The 15,666-nt window shown below is 34.4% G+C and carries 17 protein-coding genes and 1 tRNA gene; 6 read left to right on the forward strand and 12 right to left on the reverse strand.

Going from position 1 to position 15,666, the window contains the following annotated elements; genetic code table 11:
* Positions 1–19: 19 nt before the first annotated feature.
* The 8 genes from gatA to SOI85_RS01960 all read right to left on the reverse strand — a co-directional run bounded on the left by gatA (position 20) and on the right by SOI85_RS01960 (position 6,715).
* On the reverse strand, positions 20–1,480 hold the full coding sequence (gene gatA, locus SOI85_RS01925) for an Asp-tRNA(Asn)/Glu-tRNA(Gln) amidotransferase subunit GatA (protein ID WP_320664547.1): 1,461 nt from the start codon (positions 1,478–1,480) through the stop codon (positions 20–22).
* Between the two features lie 44 nt (positions 1,481–1,524).
* Positions 1,525–1,755, reverse strand: coding sequence for a DUF1816 domain-containing protein (locus SOI85_RS01930; protein ID WP_320664548.1), 231 nt, complete (start codon positions 1,753–1,755; stop codon positions 1,525–1,527).
* 250 nt (positions 1,756–2,005) lie between these two features.
* Positions 2,006–3,256, reverse strand: coding sequence for a 23S rRNA (guanosine(2251)-2'-O)-methyltransferase RlmB (gene rlmB, locus SOI85_RS01935; RefSeq protein WP_320664549.1), 1,251 nt, complete (start codon positions 3,254–3,256; stop codon positions 2,006–2,008).
* Positions 3,253–3,672, reverse strand: coding sequence for a Mini-ribonuclease 3 (locus SOI85_RS01940; protein ID WP_320664550.1), 420 nt, complete (start codon positions 3,670–3,672; stop codon positions 3,253–3,255). Before SOI85_RS01940 ends, rlmB begins: the two co-directional genes overlap by 4 nt.
* Complete coding sequence (locus SOI85_RS01945) at positions 3,669–4,025, reverse strand: STAS domain-containing protein (protein ID WP_320664551.1); 357 nt, start codon at positions 4,023–4,025, stop codon at positions 3,669–3,671. The genes SOI85_RS01940 and SOI85_RS01945 overlap by 4 nt, the downstream gene beginning before the upstream one ends.
* A 64-nt stretch (positions 4,026–4,089) precedes the next feature.
* Complete coding sequence (gene carA, locus SOI85_RS01950; protein ID WP_320664552.1) at positions 4,090–5,244, reverse strand: glutamine-hydrolyzing carbamoyl-phosphate synthase small subunit; 1,155 nt, start codon at positions 5,242–5,244, stop codon at positions 4,090–4,092.
* 38 nt (positions 5,245–5,282) lie between these two features.
* Complete coding sequence (gene trpD, locus SOI85_RS01955; protein WP_320665097.1) at positions 5,283–6,320, reverse strand: anthranilate phosphoribosyltransferase; 1,038 nt, start codon at positions 6,318–6,320, stop codon at positions 5,283–5,285.
* An 86-nt stretch (positions 6,321–6,406) separates the two neighbouring features.
* Positions 6,407–6,715, reverse strand: a complete 309-nt coding sequence (locus tag SOI85_RS01960; RefSeq protein ID WP_320664553.1) for a DUF3288 family protein — start codon at positions 6,713–6,715, stop codon at positions 6,407–6,409.
* Between the two features lie 80 nt (positions 6,716–6,795).
* Here SOI85_RS01960 and SOI85_RS01965 point away from each other — a divergent pair, with 80 nt between their 5' ends.
* The 5 genes from SOI85_RS01965 (at position 6,796) to SOI85_RS01985 (ending at position 10,316) form a co-directional block, all read left to right on the forward strand.
* Positions 6,796–8,544, forward strand: a complete 1,749-nt coding sequence (locus tag SOI85_RS01965) for an ABC transporter ATP-binding protein (RefSeq protein ID WP_320664554.1) — start codon at positions 6,796–6,798, stop codon at positions 8,542–8,544.
* Between the two features lie 98 nt (positions 8,545–8,642).
* The gene (locus SOI85_RS01970) at positions 8,643–8,903 is read left to right on the forward strand and encodes a hypothetical protein (protein ID WP_320664555.1); all 261 of its coding nucleotides are present in this window, start codon (positions 8,643–8,645) and stop codon (positions 8,901–8,903) included.
* 12 nt (positions 8,904–8,915) lie between these two features.
* Entirely contained in the window at positions 8,916–9,644 is a 729-nt protein-coding gene (gene msrA / locus SOI85_RS01975; RefSeq protein ID WP_320664556.1) for a peptide-methionine (S)-S-oxide reductase MsrA, read from the forward strand.
* Positions 9,645–9,859: 215 nt separating this feature from the next.
* The gene (locus SOI85_RS01980; RefSeq protein ID WP_320664557.1) at positions 9,860–10,222 is read left to right on the forward strand and encodes a hypothetical protein; all 363 of its coding nucleotides are present in this window, start codon (positions 9,860–9,862) and stop codon (positions 10,220–10,222) included.
* A gap of 20 nt (positions 10,223–10,242) precedes the next feature.
* A tRNA-Pro gene (locus tag SOI85_RS01985) sits at positions 10,243–10,316 on the forward strand.
* 287 nt (positions 10,317–10,603) lie between these two features.
* On the opposite strand, the gene SOI85_RS01990 is transcribed toward SOI85_RS01985, so the two are convergent.
* Entirely contained in the window at positions 10,604–11,449 is an 846-nt protein-coding gene (locus SOI85_RS01990; protein ID WP_320664558.1) for an undecaprenyl-diphosphate phosphatase, read from the reverse strand.
* A gap of 87 nt (positions 11,450–11,536) precedes the next feature.
* Here SOI85_RS01990 and SOI85_RS01995 point away from each other — a divergent pair, with 87 nt between their 5' ends.
* Entirely contained in the window at positions 11,537–11,836 is a 300-nt protein-coding gene (locus SOI85_RS01995) for a hypothetical protein (protein ID WP_320664559.1), read from the forward strand.
* A 280-nt stretch (positions 11,837–12,116) separates the two neighbouring features.
* On the opposite strand, the gene SOI85_RS02000 is transcribed toward SOI85_RS01995, so the two are convergent.
* The 3 genes from SOI85_RS02000 to SOI85_RS02010 form a co-directional block, all read right to left on the reverse strand.
* A complete protein-coding gene (locus SOI85_RS02000) occupies positions 12,117–13,022 on the reverse strand; it encodes a uridine kinase (RefSeq protein WP_320664560.1) in 906 nt (301 codons plus the stop codon).
* A 98-nt stretch (positions 13,023–13,120) separates the two neighbouring features.
* The gene (yedP, locus tag SOI85_RS02005; protein WP_320664561.1) at positions 13,121–13,915 is read right to left on the reverse strand and encodes a mannosyl-3-phosphoglycerate phosphatase-related protein YedP; all 795 of its coding nucleotides are present in this window, start codon (positions 13,913–13,915) and stop codon (positions 13,121–13,123) included.
* Positions 13,915–15,567: an alpha-amylase family glycosyl hydrolase gene (locus SOI85_RS02010; RefSeq protein ID WP_320664562.1), complete on the reverse strand. Its 1,653-nt coding sequence runs from the start codon at positions 15,565–15,567 to the stop codon at positions 13,915–13,917. The genes yedP and SOI85_RS02010 overlap by 1 nt, the downstream gene beginning before the upstream one ends.
* Positions 15,568–15,666: the final 99 nt, after the last annotated feature.

A 15,666-nucleotide genomic window follows, 5' to 3' on the forward strand; every position in this document is an offset into this window, starting at 1 on the left:
TATAAAGTGCCAGACTTGCTCAAGAAATGAAATCTGAATCAGGTTTATTTTTCATGACATTGGCCGTTTGCTCATATTGATAAGCAACTTGCAATAATTTTGCTTCATCTAAAACATTTCCAATAAATTGCAGTCCGATTGGTAATCCATTTGAATCAAAACCACTTGGAAGGCTAATCGCAGGCAATCCAGCTAGATTGGCAGGTATTGTCAATAAATCAGAAAGGTACATCGATAAAGGATCATTAGTATGTGAACCCGCTTTAAAAGCAGTTGTTGGGGAGGTAGGGGTTAGTAATAAATCAACCTTATTAAAAGCAGATTCAAAATCACGACGTATTAAAGTTCTAACTTTTTGGGCCTTTTTATAGTATGCGTCTACATAACCTGCTGATAGAGCATAGGTTCCTATTAAGATTCTCCTTTTAACCTCATTACCAAATCCTTCTGATCTAGTAAAAGAAGTCATAGAAGAAATATTTTGTTCTTCATTAGATCTATAACCGTATTTGACCCCATCGTATCTAGCCAAATTAGCGGAGGCCTCCGAAGGAGCAATAACATAATAAGTAGCTATACCTTCATTGAAGCAAGGACAATCAACTTCTATAAGTTCTACGCCTAATTCCTCAAGATCCTTGGCGGCTTTCATTGTGGCATTTTTCACATCCAAAGATAACCCTGGCTGATCAAAGCACTGCTTAATCAAACCAACTTTGAGTCCTCTTATTGGCTTACATAATTCTTTTGCATAATTTGGCACGGATGCCTTTAGACAAGTCGAGTCCTTACTATCTGCTCCTGCTATAACTTGCAGTATTTCTGCTGAATCTGAAACAGAAGAGGTAAGAGGACCAACTTGATCTAATGAACTTGCAAAAGCTACCAAACCCCATCTGCTAACTCTTCCGTAAGTCGGTTTCAAACCGACAACTCCACAAAAAGATGCTGGTTGCCTAATCGAACCTCCTGTATCTGAACCCAAAGCTGACATGCACATTCCAGAAGCCACTGCGGCGGCGCTTCCTCCGGAACTTCCTCCAGGGACTCTACTTATATCCCATGGATTAAATGTATTCCCAAAGGCTGAGTTCTCAGTGGAACTTCCCATAGCAAACTCATCTAAATTAGTTTTACCTAAGAGAATTCCACCTGCTTTCCACAACTTATTTGTGACTGTTGATTCATAAGGTGGGATAAAGCCTTCAAGCATTCGGCTTGAACAAGTTGTTTTTATTCCTTTAGTGCAAAGATTGTCTTTTATGCCAAAAGGGACTCCTGCTAATGGAGGTAACTCATTTCCGGCTATTCGGTCATTATCTATTTTTTCAGCTTGAGCAAGAGCTTGATCAAAATTAAGTGTTAGATAAGAATGAATGCGATCATCGTTTAATTGGATTTTGTCTATATATTCCTTAACTAGCTCAACAGCAGATACATTGCCTTCGTTAAGTTGCTTTCGCCAATCGGATATAGACATTATCTTTAAGATTCAAAATTAAACACTAAATATATCAGAATCAACTATGTAGTAAGAGGCTCTGAGCGACGACCTCTAATCAAGTTGTGACTTATAGATTGAGCCCCTTCAGTAGACAAGTCTTGAACGAACAAAGACAGATTTCTCTTTAGACTTCTACGCGTTAGAAATGGACCAAACCAATAAGTAACATTAGGTTCGGTAGTTTCCACCCTGGCCCACCATGCCAGACCAAAACTATTCCCCAAACTCCGAATCGCCCTGATTGGGCCCATGGTAATCAAAGCAAATTTTTCCCTACTTTACTTAGATTATTGAAATAATCAAAAAACCTTTTCGTTATTAACTTATGAGATCTTGAATCCAAAACTAACTCAATAAAACTAACTCAATAAAACCAAATTAATTTAAAAGCATTTTTAAATTGATAGGATGAAAATCCTAAATATAATTAGTCGTTATAATTCCGGTAAAAAAATTATATTAACTTATCAAAATTAATTATTTTTTTTGATGTGCAATATTCTATTTACTAGAAAACTTGGCTCTAAGTAATTTAGGGGATGGTGATTGACCAAATATACCCTTCATCCAAGAATTTCTAGCTATCTCGTATAAGACAACAGAAGTCGCAATTGAAGCATTCAAGCTTGTAGTTACCCCTCTCAAAGGAATTCTTACGAGATGATCGCAATGCTTTCTTGTTAATAATGACAGGCCTTTGTCTTCAGAACCAATTACAACAACTAAAGGACCATCTAAATTAACTTCTTGAAGAGTTATTTCTCCTTCCTCTGCTAGTCCGATGATTTTATAACCTTCATTCTTTAACTGAATTAAGGATCGATTTAAATTCACCACTCTCGCAACTGGCAAATGTTCTAATGCTCCAGCAGCAACCTTTGCAACTGATCCTGTTAATCCAGCACTGCGTCTTTGAGGTAAAACCAATCCATGGGCACCAAGTGCTTCAGCTGATCTGATAATGGATCCTAAATTTTGTGGGTCAGTTAAACCATCTAATGCCAACAAAAGAGCCGATTCATTAAAGGAACTACAAGCATTAATTAATTTCTTCAAATCTAAAGTTTCAGCAGCAGCTATTTGCAAAGCAATTCCCTGATGAACTGCACCCTTAGTAATTTGTCCTAGTCTTGCCCAAGAGACCTCCTCAACAAGAACACCTGAACTCTTAGCATCTTTCAGAAATTGAAAGAATTTAGATGAACTTCTAATTTCTGTAGTGCACCAAACTCTATGTATAGGACGCCCTGATTCAAAAGCTGCCTCTGTAGCATGTCTTCCCCAAAGCAAATCAATGGATTCTTCCTGTAAATAAACACAGCCTTCTAACTTATTGGTTTCTATATTTCTATTTGAGCGATTAATTCCTGAATTAGATCTTAAAGAATAAGGTTTATTATTTTCGTTGAAATTTCCTCTTCTATCTTGACTTTTAATCTTATATGTTGAATTATTATTTCTTCTGTAAGGACTAGGGATATTTGATGTTGACCTGGTTGAATTTATGCTTGGATTTCTTTGACCAATGTAAGTTCCAAAATTCTTATTCTGTAAGGAGTTTTGCTGATCGTTATTTCTATTCTTTATAAAACTTTCTTTGGAGGTACCTGAAACTGGCGAATTCCTATTTGAGCGATTTAGATCCTTTTTTACATAATTATTCTCATTACTGTTCCGATTGAATTTTCTATTAGAACCTTTAGAAGAATAATCTCTAGAATTTGTTCTGTTCCTTCCTGATCTGTTATTCATTTATTTAAAGGATGATTGTCAGAAGGCATTTCATTAAGTCTCTTGAATAATTCCGCAAGTCTCAGAGGGTCTTTTAAAAATAGCCACCCAATCATTGTCTCAAATCCTGTAGCCATTGCATAAGTTGCAGCCTCTACTTTTTTTGGCCCCCTTCCAGAACTATTCCTACCACGCCTTACATAATCTTTTTCAATTTGCGTTAAATAGGGTTCCAACACTAAAAGCGCTTCAGCCTGAGCACAGGCTCTTACTTCTGAAACAACTGCTTGATGTAAATCTTTTGACCGAGCAGGTTTTTTGCAAAATCTTAACCGTTGATGCATCTCCCAAACAGCGTCTCCTAACCAAGCCAATTGCAATGGGCCTAAAGTTTCTGGTGACCCAGAAGGAGTCTGTGAGCTTATCCAATCAGTCAAGCAGTTAACTGTCCCAGGGCTGAATCCAAATCCTCAACTAAGTGAAGAAATTCTTCTAGCCGAACTAATTTAATAGTTTGCTTAACTCGTGGATTACCAACTACTAAAAAGGAGCGTTTTTGCTTGTTGCAATCCTTTGCTATATGAACCATTGCTCCAAGACCAGAAGAGTCGATGAAATCAATTTTGGACAAATCTATTACCACTGATAAATCATTAGCTTTAAGAACCTCATCCACAAAATCTGTGAACTGCTTCTCTGAATAAGCATCCAATTGCCCAGTGAAATAAAACACTAAACAAGCCTTGCGTTTTTCGAATCCGCCTCTCAAAGAGACAGTAAGTCGCTGCAATTCTTTTATGGGTTCAATCCCCCAAGACAGACGTATCGTTCGAAGTGTAGTTATTTAAACGAAACTAAACCACGCTTTTACGTCGTTGTTCCATTAGAGAAACAAAACGATTGAAATGATGATCAGCGTCATGAGGTCCTGGACTAGCCTCAGGGTGATATTGAATTCCAAATACAGGCTTATCTAGCATTGATATTCCAGCAACTGTTTTATCATTCAGGTTTAAATGTGTGATTTCAACTATACGTTTATCCAAGGACGATTTGTCTAAGGCAAAACCATGGTTTTGACTTGTGATTTCCAAGCGTCCTTTTATTCCACAAGGATGATTTAAACCTCGATGTCCATAATCTAACTTAAAAGTCTTTCCACCTAATGCTATTCCCAATATTTGATGGCCTAAGCAGATGCCAAACAATGGAATACTCTGATTAATAATTAACTCCTTAGCTAAGGCTATTCCTTCATGTACAGAGGCAGGATCACCAGGTCCATTAGAAAAGAAAATACCTTCAGGATTAAAACTCATAACTTTATTAATATCTGAGTTTGCTGGCAATACATTAATTTCACAATTATGCGCAACTAAACGTTCAAGAATGGATTTTTTTATTCCGAAATCAATCGCAACTACTTTGTATGGTTTATAAGACTTGTGCTTAATGCGTTGATCAAATTCAACTGAAGATAAATTGTTCCAAAAAAATTCCTTTTTAGTAGAGACCTCATCGACAAGATTCATACCTGCCATTGATCTATGTCTATCAAGCTGACTTTGTAATTCAAGAATAGATATATTCGCGTCAGAAGATATAACTCCATTCATAGAGCCTGAACTTCTTAAATGACGAACTAAGGCTCGTGTATCTATTCCATAAATACCTACAATATTCTCTTTCTTGAACCAATCATCAATCGAAAAATTAGATCTCCAGTTACTTGGGGAATGCGCATATTGACGAACTATTACTCCTTTAACAGAAGAATTCTCAGATTCATTATCTTCATTATTTATTCCCGTGTTACCTATCTCAGGATAAGTAAAGGTAACTAATTGCCCGAAATAACTTGGATCAGTAATAACTTCCTGATAACCAGTTATGCCTGTATTAAATACGACCTCACCAAAAACTGTTCCTTTTATACCAAATGATAATCCTTCAAAGAAAGTACCATCTGATAGTAAAAGAACTGCAGAATTTTGAGAATCTAACTTCATAAAAAAGATAAGAGGTGTTAATGAAAATCAATAATTTATTATTCAGATAAATATCTTTTCAATTTATCAAAGACATTCCAGGGCAATCCTGACTCTAAACAACCAAGTGATTCCTTAAAACCTAAACCCAAGTCCTTCTCTAATCCAGAAGCCCACAAAACCAAAGTATTATTCAAGGTAAGGGCATATTTCTGTGCTTTTGTACCTTCTCCCTTAAGTAAAGAAACTAAAATATCCATGTTCCTATTTAAGTCTCCACCTCTTAATTCATTATTAGAATAATTAGAAATACCGAAATCAGAAGCGTCAATAAAAGAAGAAGTTATCTGTCCATTTTCTAAAAACCTAATTTCATTAGGTCCCTGAAGTGACGCTTCATCAAGTCCTCCAGAACCATGCACTATAACTGCGCGACTTAGTCCTAATTGTTGCAAGGCCTCAGCCATTGGGTCTAGCAACTCAGACTTTGCCACTCCTAACACCTGATAAGTAGGCCTAAGAGGGTTAACTAATGGACCCAACAAGTTAAAAATTGTTCTTACTCCAAGGCTCTTTCTCAATGGAGCAAGATTTATCAAAGAAGAATGCCATGCAGGGGCAAATAAGAAAGTAACTTTTGTTGTAGAGACTGCATCTATAACTCTATCCAAAGGCGCATCCAAGCGAATACCAAGTCCTTCAAGAACATCTGCTGAACCAACACTACCGCTAGCGCTACGATTACCGTGCTTAGCTACATTTACTCCGCAAGCAGCAGATAAAAAAGCAACACCCGTAGAGATATTAAAAGTATCTGCACCATCTCCTCCAGTACCGCATGTATCAACTAAAGGGAATTGAGGTATTGGTAAAGGTAATTTGCATGCTTGCCTTAAAACTTTTGCCATAGCTGATAGTTCTATCCCTGAGACTCCCTTTGCTCTGAATGCGGCAAGCAGTGCACCTGTCTGAACTGGCAAAAACTCCTCTGAGAGCCATGAGTTCATTAGTTCAGTTGCTTGCAATTCGCTTAAGTCACTTCCTTGTAAGAGGATTTCAAGAATTTCTGGCAATGCAAGCGGAGAAGACATTTGAATCAAAAAACAAAAATTTGTCCACAAAAAATATGATAGAAACGGTTTGTAAAAAAACTAATAAGTAAATCAAAAAAGAGTTTTTTTCTTTAAGGAATTACGTTATCTGAGGTATCAAAACCTGATCCAACTATTTCCGTCGGATTTTTTCCAGGCCTAAAGCCATCTTCCCAGATTTTCTTTGTTTTGGATTCCAAGGATCCTTTAGTAAGTCCCCATAAACTCAAGATTCTCTTCATATCAGATTGAATATCCTCTGCCCCTGGGAAGTCGTTATAACGAATTAATAATCTTCCAAGATCTACAAGATCTGCCTGGTCAGGTAATTTCTTAGCCAACAAACGATTTAAATTATCTCGATCGACCTTATAAAGAGGGTGATTTTGCTCTTTGTTCATGATCTCAAGTAATTTCTATAAAAAAATAATCGCAATTATGGGCTCTTTGGTCTTAGGTTTAAGTACAGAAATACAAAACGATGAATTCATTGCGATTAGATTTAATAAATAAATACTTAAAGTCTCACAGAAGAACATTAATTCTTGGTGGCATCACACTTTTGATCGTAAATCTCCTAAGCGTCGCCATCCCAATGGAGGTAAAGGAAATAATTGACGGTCTTAAAGATGACTTCACTCTTGCTGATATTTTCAAACAGGCTGGCTGGATTATCGTTTTAGCAACAGCTATGGGTGTTGTAAGACTTTTATCAAGACAATTAGTTTTTGGAGTTGGTCGTCAGGTCGAAGTAGAGCTTCGACAGAAACTTTTTAATCATATGATTCATCAGGATCCCAATTGGCTGCAAGAAGTTGGTAGTGGTGAAATTATTACTCGTTCCACAAGTGATATAGAAAATATAAGAAGGCTATTGGGATTCGCCATTCTCAGTCTTACAAATACTTTTTTAGCTTATGCATTCACATTGCCTGCGATGCTAAGAATTGATCCCTTAATGACCTTGGCATCGATTTCCTTATACCCTTTGATGCTCGGAATTGTAGGAATGTTTGGGGGGAGGATGGTCCGACAAAGAAAAAGACAGCAAGAGTCCCTGTCAGCATTAAGTGAATTAATTCAAGAAGATTTATCTGGAATTAGCGCCATCAAAATATATGGACAAGAGAAGTCAGAGATAAAAGCTTTTTCGACTTTAAACAATAATTATAGAGATTCGGCGATTAAGTTAGCAAGAACTGCAAGCACTTTATTTCCACTATTGCAAGGAATTTCCTCAATCTCGCTATTAATACTAATTGCTATTGGTAGTGGAAGGATACAGGAGCAAACAATAACTATAGGAGGGTTAATTGCATTAATACTTTATGTAGAAAGATTGGTTTTCCCAACAGCATTATTGGGATTTACATTAAATACTTTTCAATTAGGACAAGTCAGCTTGGATAGAGTTGAAAAATTACTTAACAGAGAATCACTCATTCAGGACCCAAAAGATCCAGTATCTATAAATAAAAAAATAAAAGGAAAGCTAGAAGCAAGGAACCTGTCATTCAAATATGAAGGGAGCAAACAAAATACTCTAAATAATCTAAATTTTACTATTGAACCAGGAGAGTTAATAGCGATAGTTGGACCAATTGGATGTGGCAAAACCACACTTTCAAGAGTGATAGGCAGAATGATTCAGGTTTCCAAAAAACAATTATTTTTAGATGGCTATGACATATTAGATCTAAGACTTCATGACTTAAGGCAAAATATTGCTTTAGTACCTCAAGAAGGATATCTATTCACAAATAGTTTGGCTGATAATCTCAGATACGGAGATCCAAATGCATCTCAAAAAAGAGTAGAGACATCGGCTTCGCAGGCAAAATTAATAGACGATGTAAGAGGATTCCCGAATGGGTTTAATACTCTTGTCGGAGAAAGAGGCATAACTTTAAGTGGTGGGCAAAGACAAAGAACAGCTCTAGGAAGAGCTTTATTGATTAAGGCCCCATTAATTGTTCTGGATGATGCATTGGCTAGTGTTGATAATAAAACTGCTTCTGGAATATTAAATTCAATAAGAAACCAAACTAACAGCACAGTAATTATGATCAGTCATCAATTGTCTGCTGCTGCTGCATGCGACAGAGTTTTAGTAATGGAAAATGGTGAAATAGTTCAAGAAGGGCATCACTCAGATTTAATTAAAACTAATGGTTTATACAAAAGACTTTGGGAAAGGGAAAAAGCCGTTGAGAGTATTAAAAAGGTTTAATGATTATATATTATTTAAATTAGTATATGTTTGATCTAACCATTTAAAGTAGATGTATTATTAAAAAGTTCGAAGTGGTTAATTCTAGTTTGCTATTTATGACAAAAAAAAATGGCTATTCGTTAAGATGTAATTTGTCTTTTGGTGACATTTACATACAAATACTTGCTTGGATGGGCGTTATATTTGTGAGTCTAGCTGCTGGCCTAGGATTAATGGGTTCATCAAGACCTGTTTTTGCTCTTGTTGGAGTTGGATTAATTTTAGTTCTTAGTTTACCGTTTTTATTATTTGCATTTGTAACCACACTAATAAACAATATTGAATTAGAATCTTTAGAAGAAGTCAATCCTTCTTAAATAGAAACCAACATGATACTTTCATGGCTGGGAATAAACCCCATAACAAAAAGAACAAATTCAACTACTACATTGAAGCATCAAGTACTTGGAACTAACTTACAAGCTCCACTAGGATTAGATCAAGATGAAATACTGTTTGGCTGCGGTTGTTTCTGGGGAGCAGAAAAAGGCTTTTGGAGATTACCAGGAGTAATTACTACATCAGTAGGTTATTCAGGAGGTTCAACAGAGAATCCTTCCTATAATGAAGTTTGTAGTGGATATACAGGACATGCAGAAGTAGTAAGAGTAACTTGGAATAAGGATTTAATAGATATTAGTGATCTTTTAAAATTATTTTGGGAATGCCACGACCCCACTCAAGGGAATAGGCAAGGCAATGATAGTGGATCACAATATCGTTCTGCAATTTATACATATAATGCACATAATTATGAAATTGCAATTAAGAGCAAAGAGTCTTACCAGGAAGAACTAAATAAAAAGAATTATAGAAAGATTACTACTGAGATAATAGAAAATCAAAAGTACTATATTGGAGAGAGTTATCATCAACAATACTTAGCCAAGCCAGGAAGCAGGCCTTACTGCTCTGCAATGCCGACAAACATAAAATTAGGAAGCTTTCCCGGCTCTAATTATAAATTAGAGTCAGAGATATGGAGTCATTATGATTGGTCAATCAAGCATTGTGTTCTACGAAGTGATGTAAATCCTATTAAAGTGAAGGGTATTTAGTTATGAATGATCCTATGAATGACAACACCGTAATCTTAATAATACTTGCAACTATTTTACTAATCTTTATAACTATATTTTCCAGTATACCTCGACAAGACTCAGTGAATCAGCAAATGCAATGGAGAGATAGCAGTAACATGCTCTATAATCAAGTAGATAAAATATAAAACAAATAGAGCCATAATTATTAAATATCAAAATTATTATACTTTATGAATTCAAATACAGACAAACAGGAAACCTTTAAAACTGATACTCCTAAGTTTCTAATAAATCTTTATGGTTTTATGGCGATTATATTTGTTTTAATGCCAGAATGGATTGCCGAATTTGGTTTAGTTCTAAAGAATAATGAGTTCAAAAGTGACTTTTCTATAGATGAAAGTTTATATCACAATAACCCTCAAATATTCATATCAGGTTTAGACATTAAGCGGTTAAGGTTAATTGGCTCAGAACTAAATCTATTTGGGTATTCCGCAGATTCGAGAATAGTATTAGAGAAAAGAATTATAAGAAAATTAAAGCACAAGAAATCAGTTAAAACACTAATGAAAAAATGTAAGATGGAATAAATTATGTTAGCTTAAATATACGGGGCGTAGCGCAGCTTGGTAGCGCACCACTTTGGGGTAGTGGGGGTCGTGGGTTCAAATCCCGCCGCTCCGATTAAATAGAGTAAGTTCAACTTATTATTCACTTTTCCTCTCTATTCACTATTGCTGATTGAAATAATTTAAGAGAGCTAATTATGACTGCTACAAAAGTAAAACAAGTTAGAAGTGATAAAATAATAACTGTGAGTAATGAAAGCTCCATCTCACCAAACGAAATGCTCGAAAGAGTTAAATACATAAATGAAAAATAATATTATACTTTTTCAAGTCTAATTTATATGCTCTTAATAAGAGTATGTACAATTTGCAATAGTATACATAAAGAGTAACATTAAAAATTTACCTAAGAAACAAAAGAATTATAATACCAAATGCGACTCTGTAATATACAAAACTAATCAATGATTTTCTTTTTAGGTAACTAATAAGGAAATCGATAGATATCCATGATGTTATTCCAGCAGTTATAATACCCACAAATAAAGTAATAATGTTAAATTCTGATGGTCTTGCAATTGCTGATTGTATTTCTACTAAAGAAGATAAAGCAATTGCTGGTATACCAATCAAGAAGGAGAATCGAGCAGCTGAGTGTCTGTTAACATTACGAATCAAAGCACTAGATATAGTCATACCAGATCTAGAGGCCCCAGGTAAAAATGCAAAGATCTGGGAAATTCCAATGATAAAAGAATCCATAAAAGTAATATTATCTATATTTTTATTATGACTTCCTATCTTTTCAGAAAAAGCCAGAAACAGACCCATAAAGATTGAAATTATAGCTATTGAAGTTGGAGTTCTTAATACTGACTGTTCATAACCAGACCATTTTAATTTAATTATTATACCTACAATTACGATTGGAATATTAGCTATTATTATTGTCAATGCTAATTTAGAGTATAATTTTTTTGAATATCCCTTAAGGAAAAGACTAACAAAGGACTTACTTAGGCGACAAAGATCATTCCAGAAGTAAATAAGAACAGCTATCAAGCTTCCAAGCTGTATTGAAGCAATATTCGTAATTCCCGGATCCTCAATACCTAAAAGCCTAGGAAGAATTGTCAGATGAGCAGTACTACTAATTGGGATAAATTCAGTTAATCCCTGAATAATACCAAGTAAAACTTGAATTAAAAGTTCATTGATGAAAACTGGTGAGGCTATAAAAAGATTCATATATAGAAATATACTAAATTAAAGTTATCTAATTCAAGTAAATAAAGTAAAATCTATTTCATTGTGACTTACAGTAGCACTAAAGTAATGAATCAGATTCAACAAAAAATCTCATTTAAATTTATACCATCATTTTTATTTTCACTTGCTTTTCTATTGAGCACAGCTCAGATTGCAAATGCACAATACAGGCTAGTAATTGGTAGTTATAGACAGGGACCAGGATCTAAGCCGCATGTTAGCGGCATAACAAGTCCTTCATTATTTGCAATTCCAACAGAAACATTAAAGCAATGCCAAGATGCTGGGGAAAAGATAAGTAAAGAGATTTATAAACCTGTATGGCAGTTCGATAATATGTGGACTTGTATTTACACTGGAAAATAATCCTTATCTTTTAACATCATGTGCACATCCGTCACCTTTATAATCATCACTGTTATAGAAACCATTTTTAGTACCGAAATAGATAGTAGTAAACGCAAAAGGTATTGACATTACTAGTAAGAACGAAGACAGGTTCATAGAGACGTATAACTTACACAATCAATATATATTGATAGATTCTTATATGCTCTGGCTTTAAGGATATCTTTCTTTTTTATTAATTTATTTAGATACTTATAAAAATAATTCTATCTTTTGAGGATTGGTCAATTATTTAGGCTTAGTTATTGTCAGTATGTATTACTTGTCTAAATTGGTTTAAGACTATAGTGAAATCAGACTTTAATGATTGCAAACTTTGCAAGGGAATACTCGCTTGTATCATTCTTATGAAAGAATTCAATCTTTCACCTCTAAGTGAATTTCCTTTTAACTTAAATAATTGATCTTCTTGCTGCTTTTTCCAAATAGAAGTATAAAAGAAATCATAAGCCTTTATATGTACTATTTTATCAAGAAAACTCCATAAAGATGAATATCCTTCCAATGAGTTTTGCACATTAATACGGTATTTACACTCCAAATCACTTAAAGGAGGTAGGAATAATGCTCTGTATTCTTCTTTATTTAAATCAGAACTATCAATTGGATAACAGCCAAGAAACCATCCTTCAAGAATCAAAACTTTTGGATGCATCCTTATCCATCCAGTACGGTCACCAAGACCGCCACGTAATGATTTATCGAACTGTGGTGCTTTTAAAAAACCATTATCTACAAAATTATCCAAAGATTCTCTGATCTCTTCTATTGAATGACTACCAGGAAGGCCCCTTGGAACACCCCAAGGATTGCCTCTCATCGCAGTTTCCAATTGCGTCGATTGCATATAGAAATCATCCAATGAAATACTCTTTACATCTATTCCATGACTTAGCGCAAATTGCTCGAAATTACTTCCAAAAGAAGATTTACCACTACCTGGTAAACCTGAAATACCTATAACTAAAGGTTTTTCTGATCTTCTAAGTTTTAACTTAATTGACAATAATAGAGGTAAGTAAAGTGACCATAACCAATCTTTTGTAATAAGAGGACTTTTTAATATATTCTTTTGTATAGTATTTTGATTTTGATGGAAGTAATTTACAAGTAAATTTTTATCTAATTCTAGTTTAGCCAACATTTCCTCATAAGGCTTAATTGGAAATAAGAACTCGGATTTACTATTATCCTGCCACGGATTAATTAAAAGATTAGTTTTATTATTAAATTTCATTTAATTTAAATAAATTTTATCAAATCTTCTAGTACATAAGACCAACCTTTTGCACCTTCATAAGGTGCAACTATATAGTCTTTATTATTCATTCCAGAAACTAAAGCTTTATTTGGTCCAGAACTACCAGGAACTATTACAGATATATCTGCAATTTGCAGCAAAGGTAAATCATTAGGTGAATCACCCAGTCCTATAACTTTAACATTTTTAGCCTTAAGAAATTTCTTCAGATGAGTAACGGCCTTTCCTTTATGACTTCCTCTTCCAAGAAGGTGACTCATTCTGTTCCCTTGAAATATATTTATCTTATATTTGTCTAATAGCGTATTAAGTTTTTGGTGATACTTCTCTGGAGGATTTAAAAAAGGAACACTCCAATGTCTTTGCAAAGCAAGGTCAATTTGGCTATTATTTAAACCTGTAAGCTTATTAATCTCTCCATTAGATAGATCATTTAAGGCTATAAGCGAATAGCCTATCTCAGCTGATAAGCTGTCAAATATTTTCCTAAGCTGTTTATAACTACTACCTAATACAATCTCCCATTCTTCATTCGTATTTTTATGATTTCCATAGATTGCACCTCCATTTTCAATGATGAAAGGATCTATATTATCTATTTCTTTTCTTATTAATCTAACCTCTGCAGAGGTTTTGCTTGTACATAATATAACTGGAATAGAGTTCTTCTTTAACAATGAAAGCGTAGGTAATGCAGGGGAAAGATCATAATGGTGATCCATTAATGTTCCATCAACATCTGTAACGATCCATACTTCGCTGGTGAGATCTAGCATTAATTAATTCTCTTTAACCACATAACATTATAAGGTGGCACCTCTAGAATATTATTAATAATTAATTTATCTTTTAAAAGATCAGACCATTTAGATGACGAATCTTCTGAATAAGAAAAAATACTATCAAGTAAAGAAATAGTCAATCTAGAGTTTGTCATATTATGAATAGCCCAGATCTTATCCTTATTTTCTCCTCTAGTGATAATAACCACATCACTTCTATCTTTCGTTAAACAATGCATTGGAGAATCAGGATGAAATGAAATTTCTTTTGTTCTTTTTTCCATGGCTGAATTTAATTCTCTAATAATCTGATTAGGGAAAGATTGAATATCTTTTAATTTCAAATAAAGTTTTTCAACATCGAATCTCTCTCTATTAAGATCCCTTCTTTCACCAGAACGGCCAAAGCTTTTTATATCATTTTCAGAAGCTAAAACGGCAGGCAAGTAAAAAGCGGGAACTCCTTGCAATGCAATTGTAAAAAGCTGGCTTAATAAGAACCTTTGAACTTGTAGATAAGATGGATCTATTCCGCTATCAGACATTGCACTCCACCAACTGATATTTAATTCATAAGGACTATCTTCACCATTTTCCATTTTTCTATGGCTTATTAATCCACCCCTTTTCTCACAATTTACTAAAAGTTCATGAAGTCTATTTTGTGTCATAAGGCCTTCAAGAGGTCTCAATCCAATGCCATCATGAGATGCCGTAAAGTTTAAAAATGTTGTTTTAAAAGGAAGAGAAGGCCAAGAACAAAGCCATTTATTTAATAAATCTGCTTTATTACTTACCAGAGCCTCAAGTAATAAAGGAGGTAATGGAAAATTGTATGCCATATGAGCTTCGTCTCCGGATTTTAGGTATGAAAGGTTTTCTGCCTCTGGAACATTGGTTTCTGTAATAATTACTCCTTTGTTAACAAGGTTCTCCAAATAAAATCTAAGTAGTTTTACTATTTGATGAACCTGATCACGATGCAGACATGATGTATTCTTTTCTTTCCAAATAAAAGCTATTGCGTCTAATCGAATCCAACTAACCCCATTCTTTAAGTAAAGGACTATAAGTTTTAAAAATTCAATCAAAATATCTGGATTTTGCCAATCCAGATCAATTTGGTCTGGCCCAAAGGTAGTCCAAGTATTTTTCAAGCCTTCTTTAGTCGCTAACTTTATAAATAAAGAAGTGTTCCTAGGTCTAATAACTTTATCCCAACCATTTAAGTCTCTAGGAGACAATATATATGAAGTTCCTGGATTGATTGATTGTATAAATTGCTGAACCCATTTATGAGAAGAAGAGACATGGTTGAGAACTAAGTCTGCCATTATATTATGATCTTTTGAAAGTTTTTTAAGATCACTCCAATTACCAAAACTAGGTGCTATCTGGTCATGATTAGATACAGCAAATCCTCCATCACTTGTAGAAGGTAAAAAAGGTAAAACATGAATTATCTTTGCTATGTTTCCTAATTTCTTATCAATAAAATCTGAAAGTGTCTTTAAACTATCTTCACCCTTTCTAAAAACTGTATCAGGATATGTAATTAAAACAACTGAAGAAGAGTCCCATAATTCTGGGCTAGAAGCACTCTCAACATCTCTAATATCACTATTCTCTTGGAGAATCTGCAACATTTGACACGTCAGCTTCTCAATCTTTTCTTCAGACTGTTCATTGTAAATTTGCTTAAGGCAGCACCTTAGGATTTGATACTGCTTGTCTTCGTTTAACAT

The sequence above is a fragment of the Prochlorococcus sp. MIT 1223 genome, assembly GCF_034092465.1.
GTDB lineage: Bacteria > Cyanobacteriota > Cyanobacteriia > PCC-6307 > Cyanobiaceae > AG-402-N21.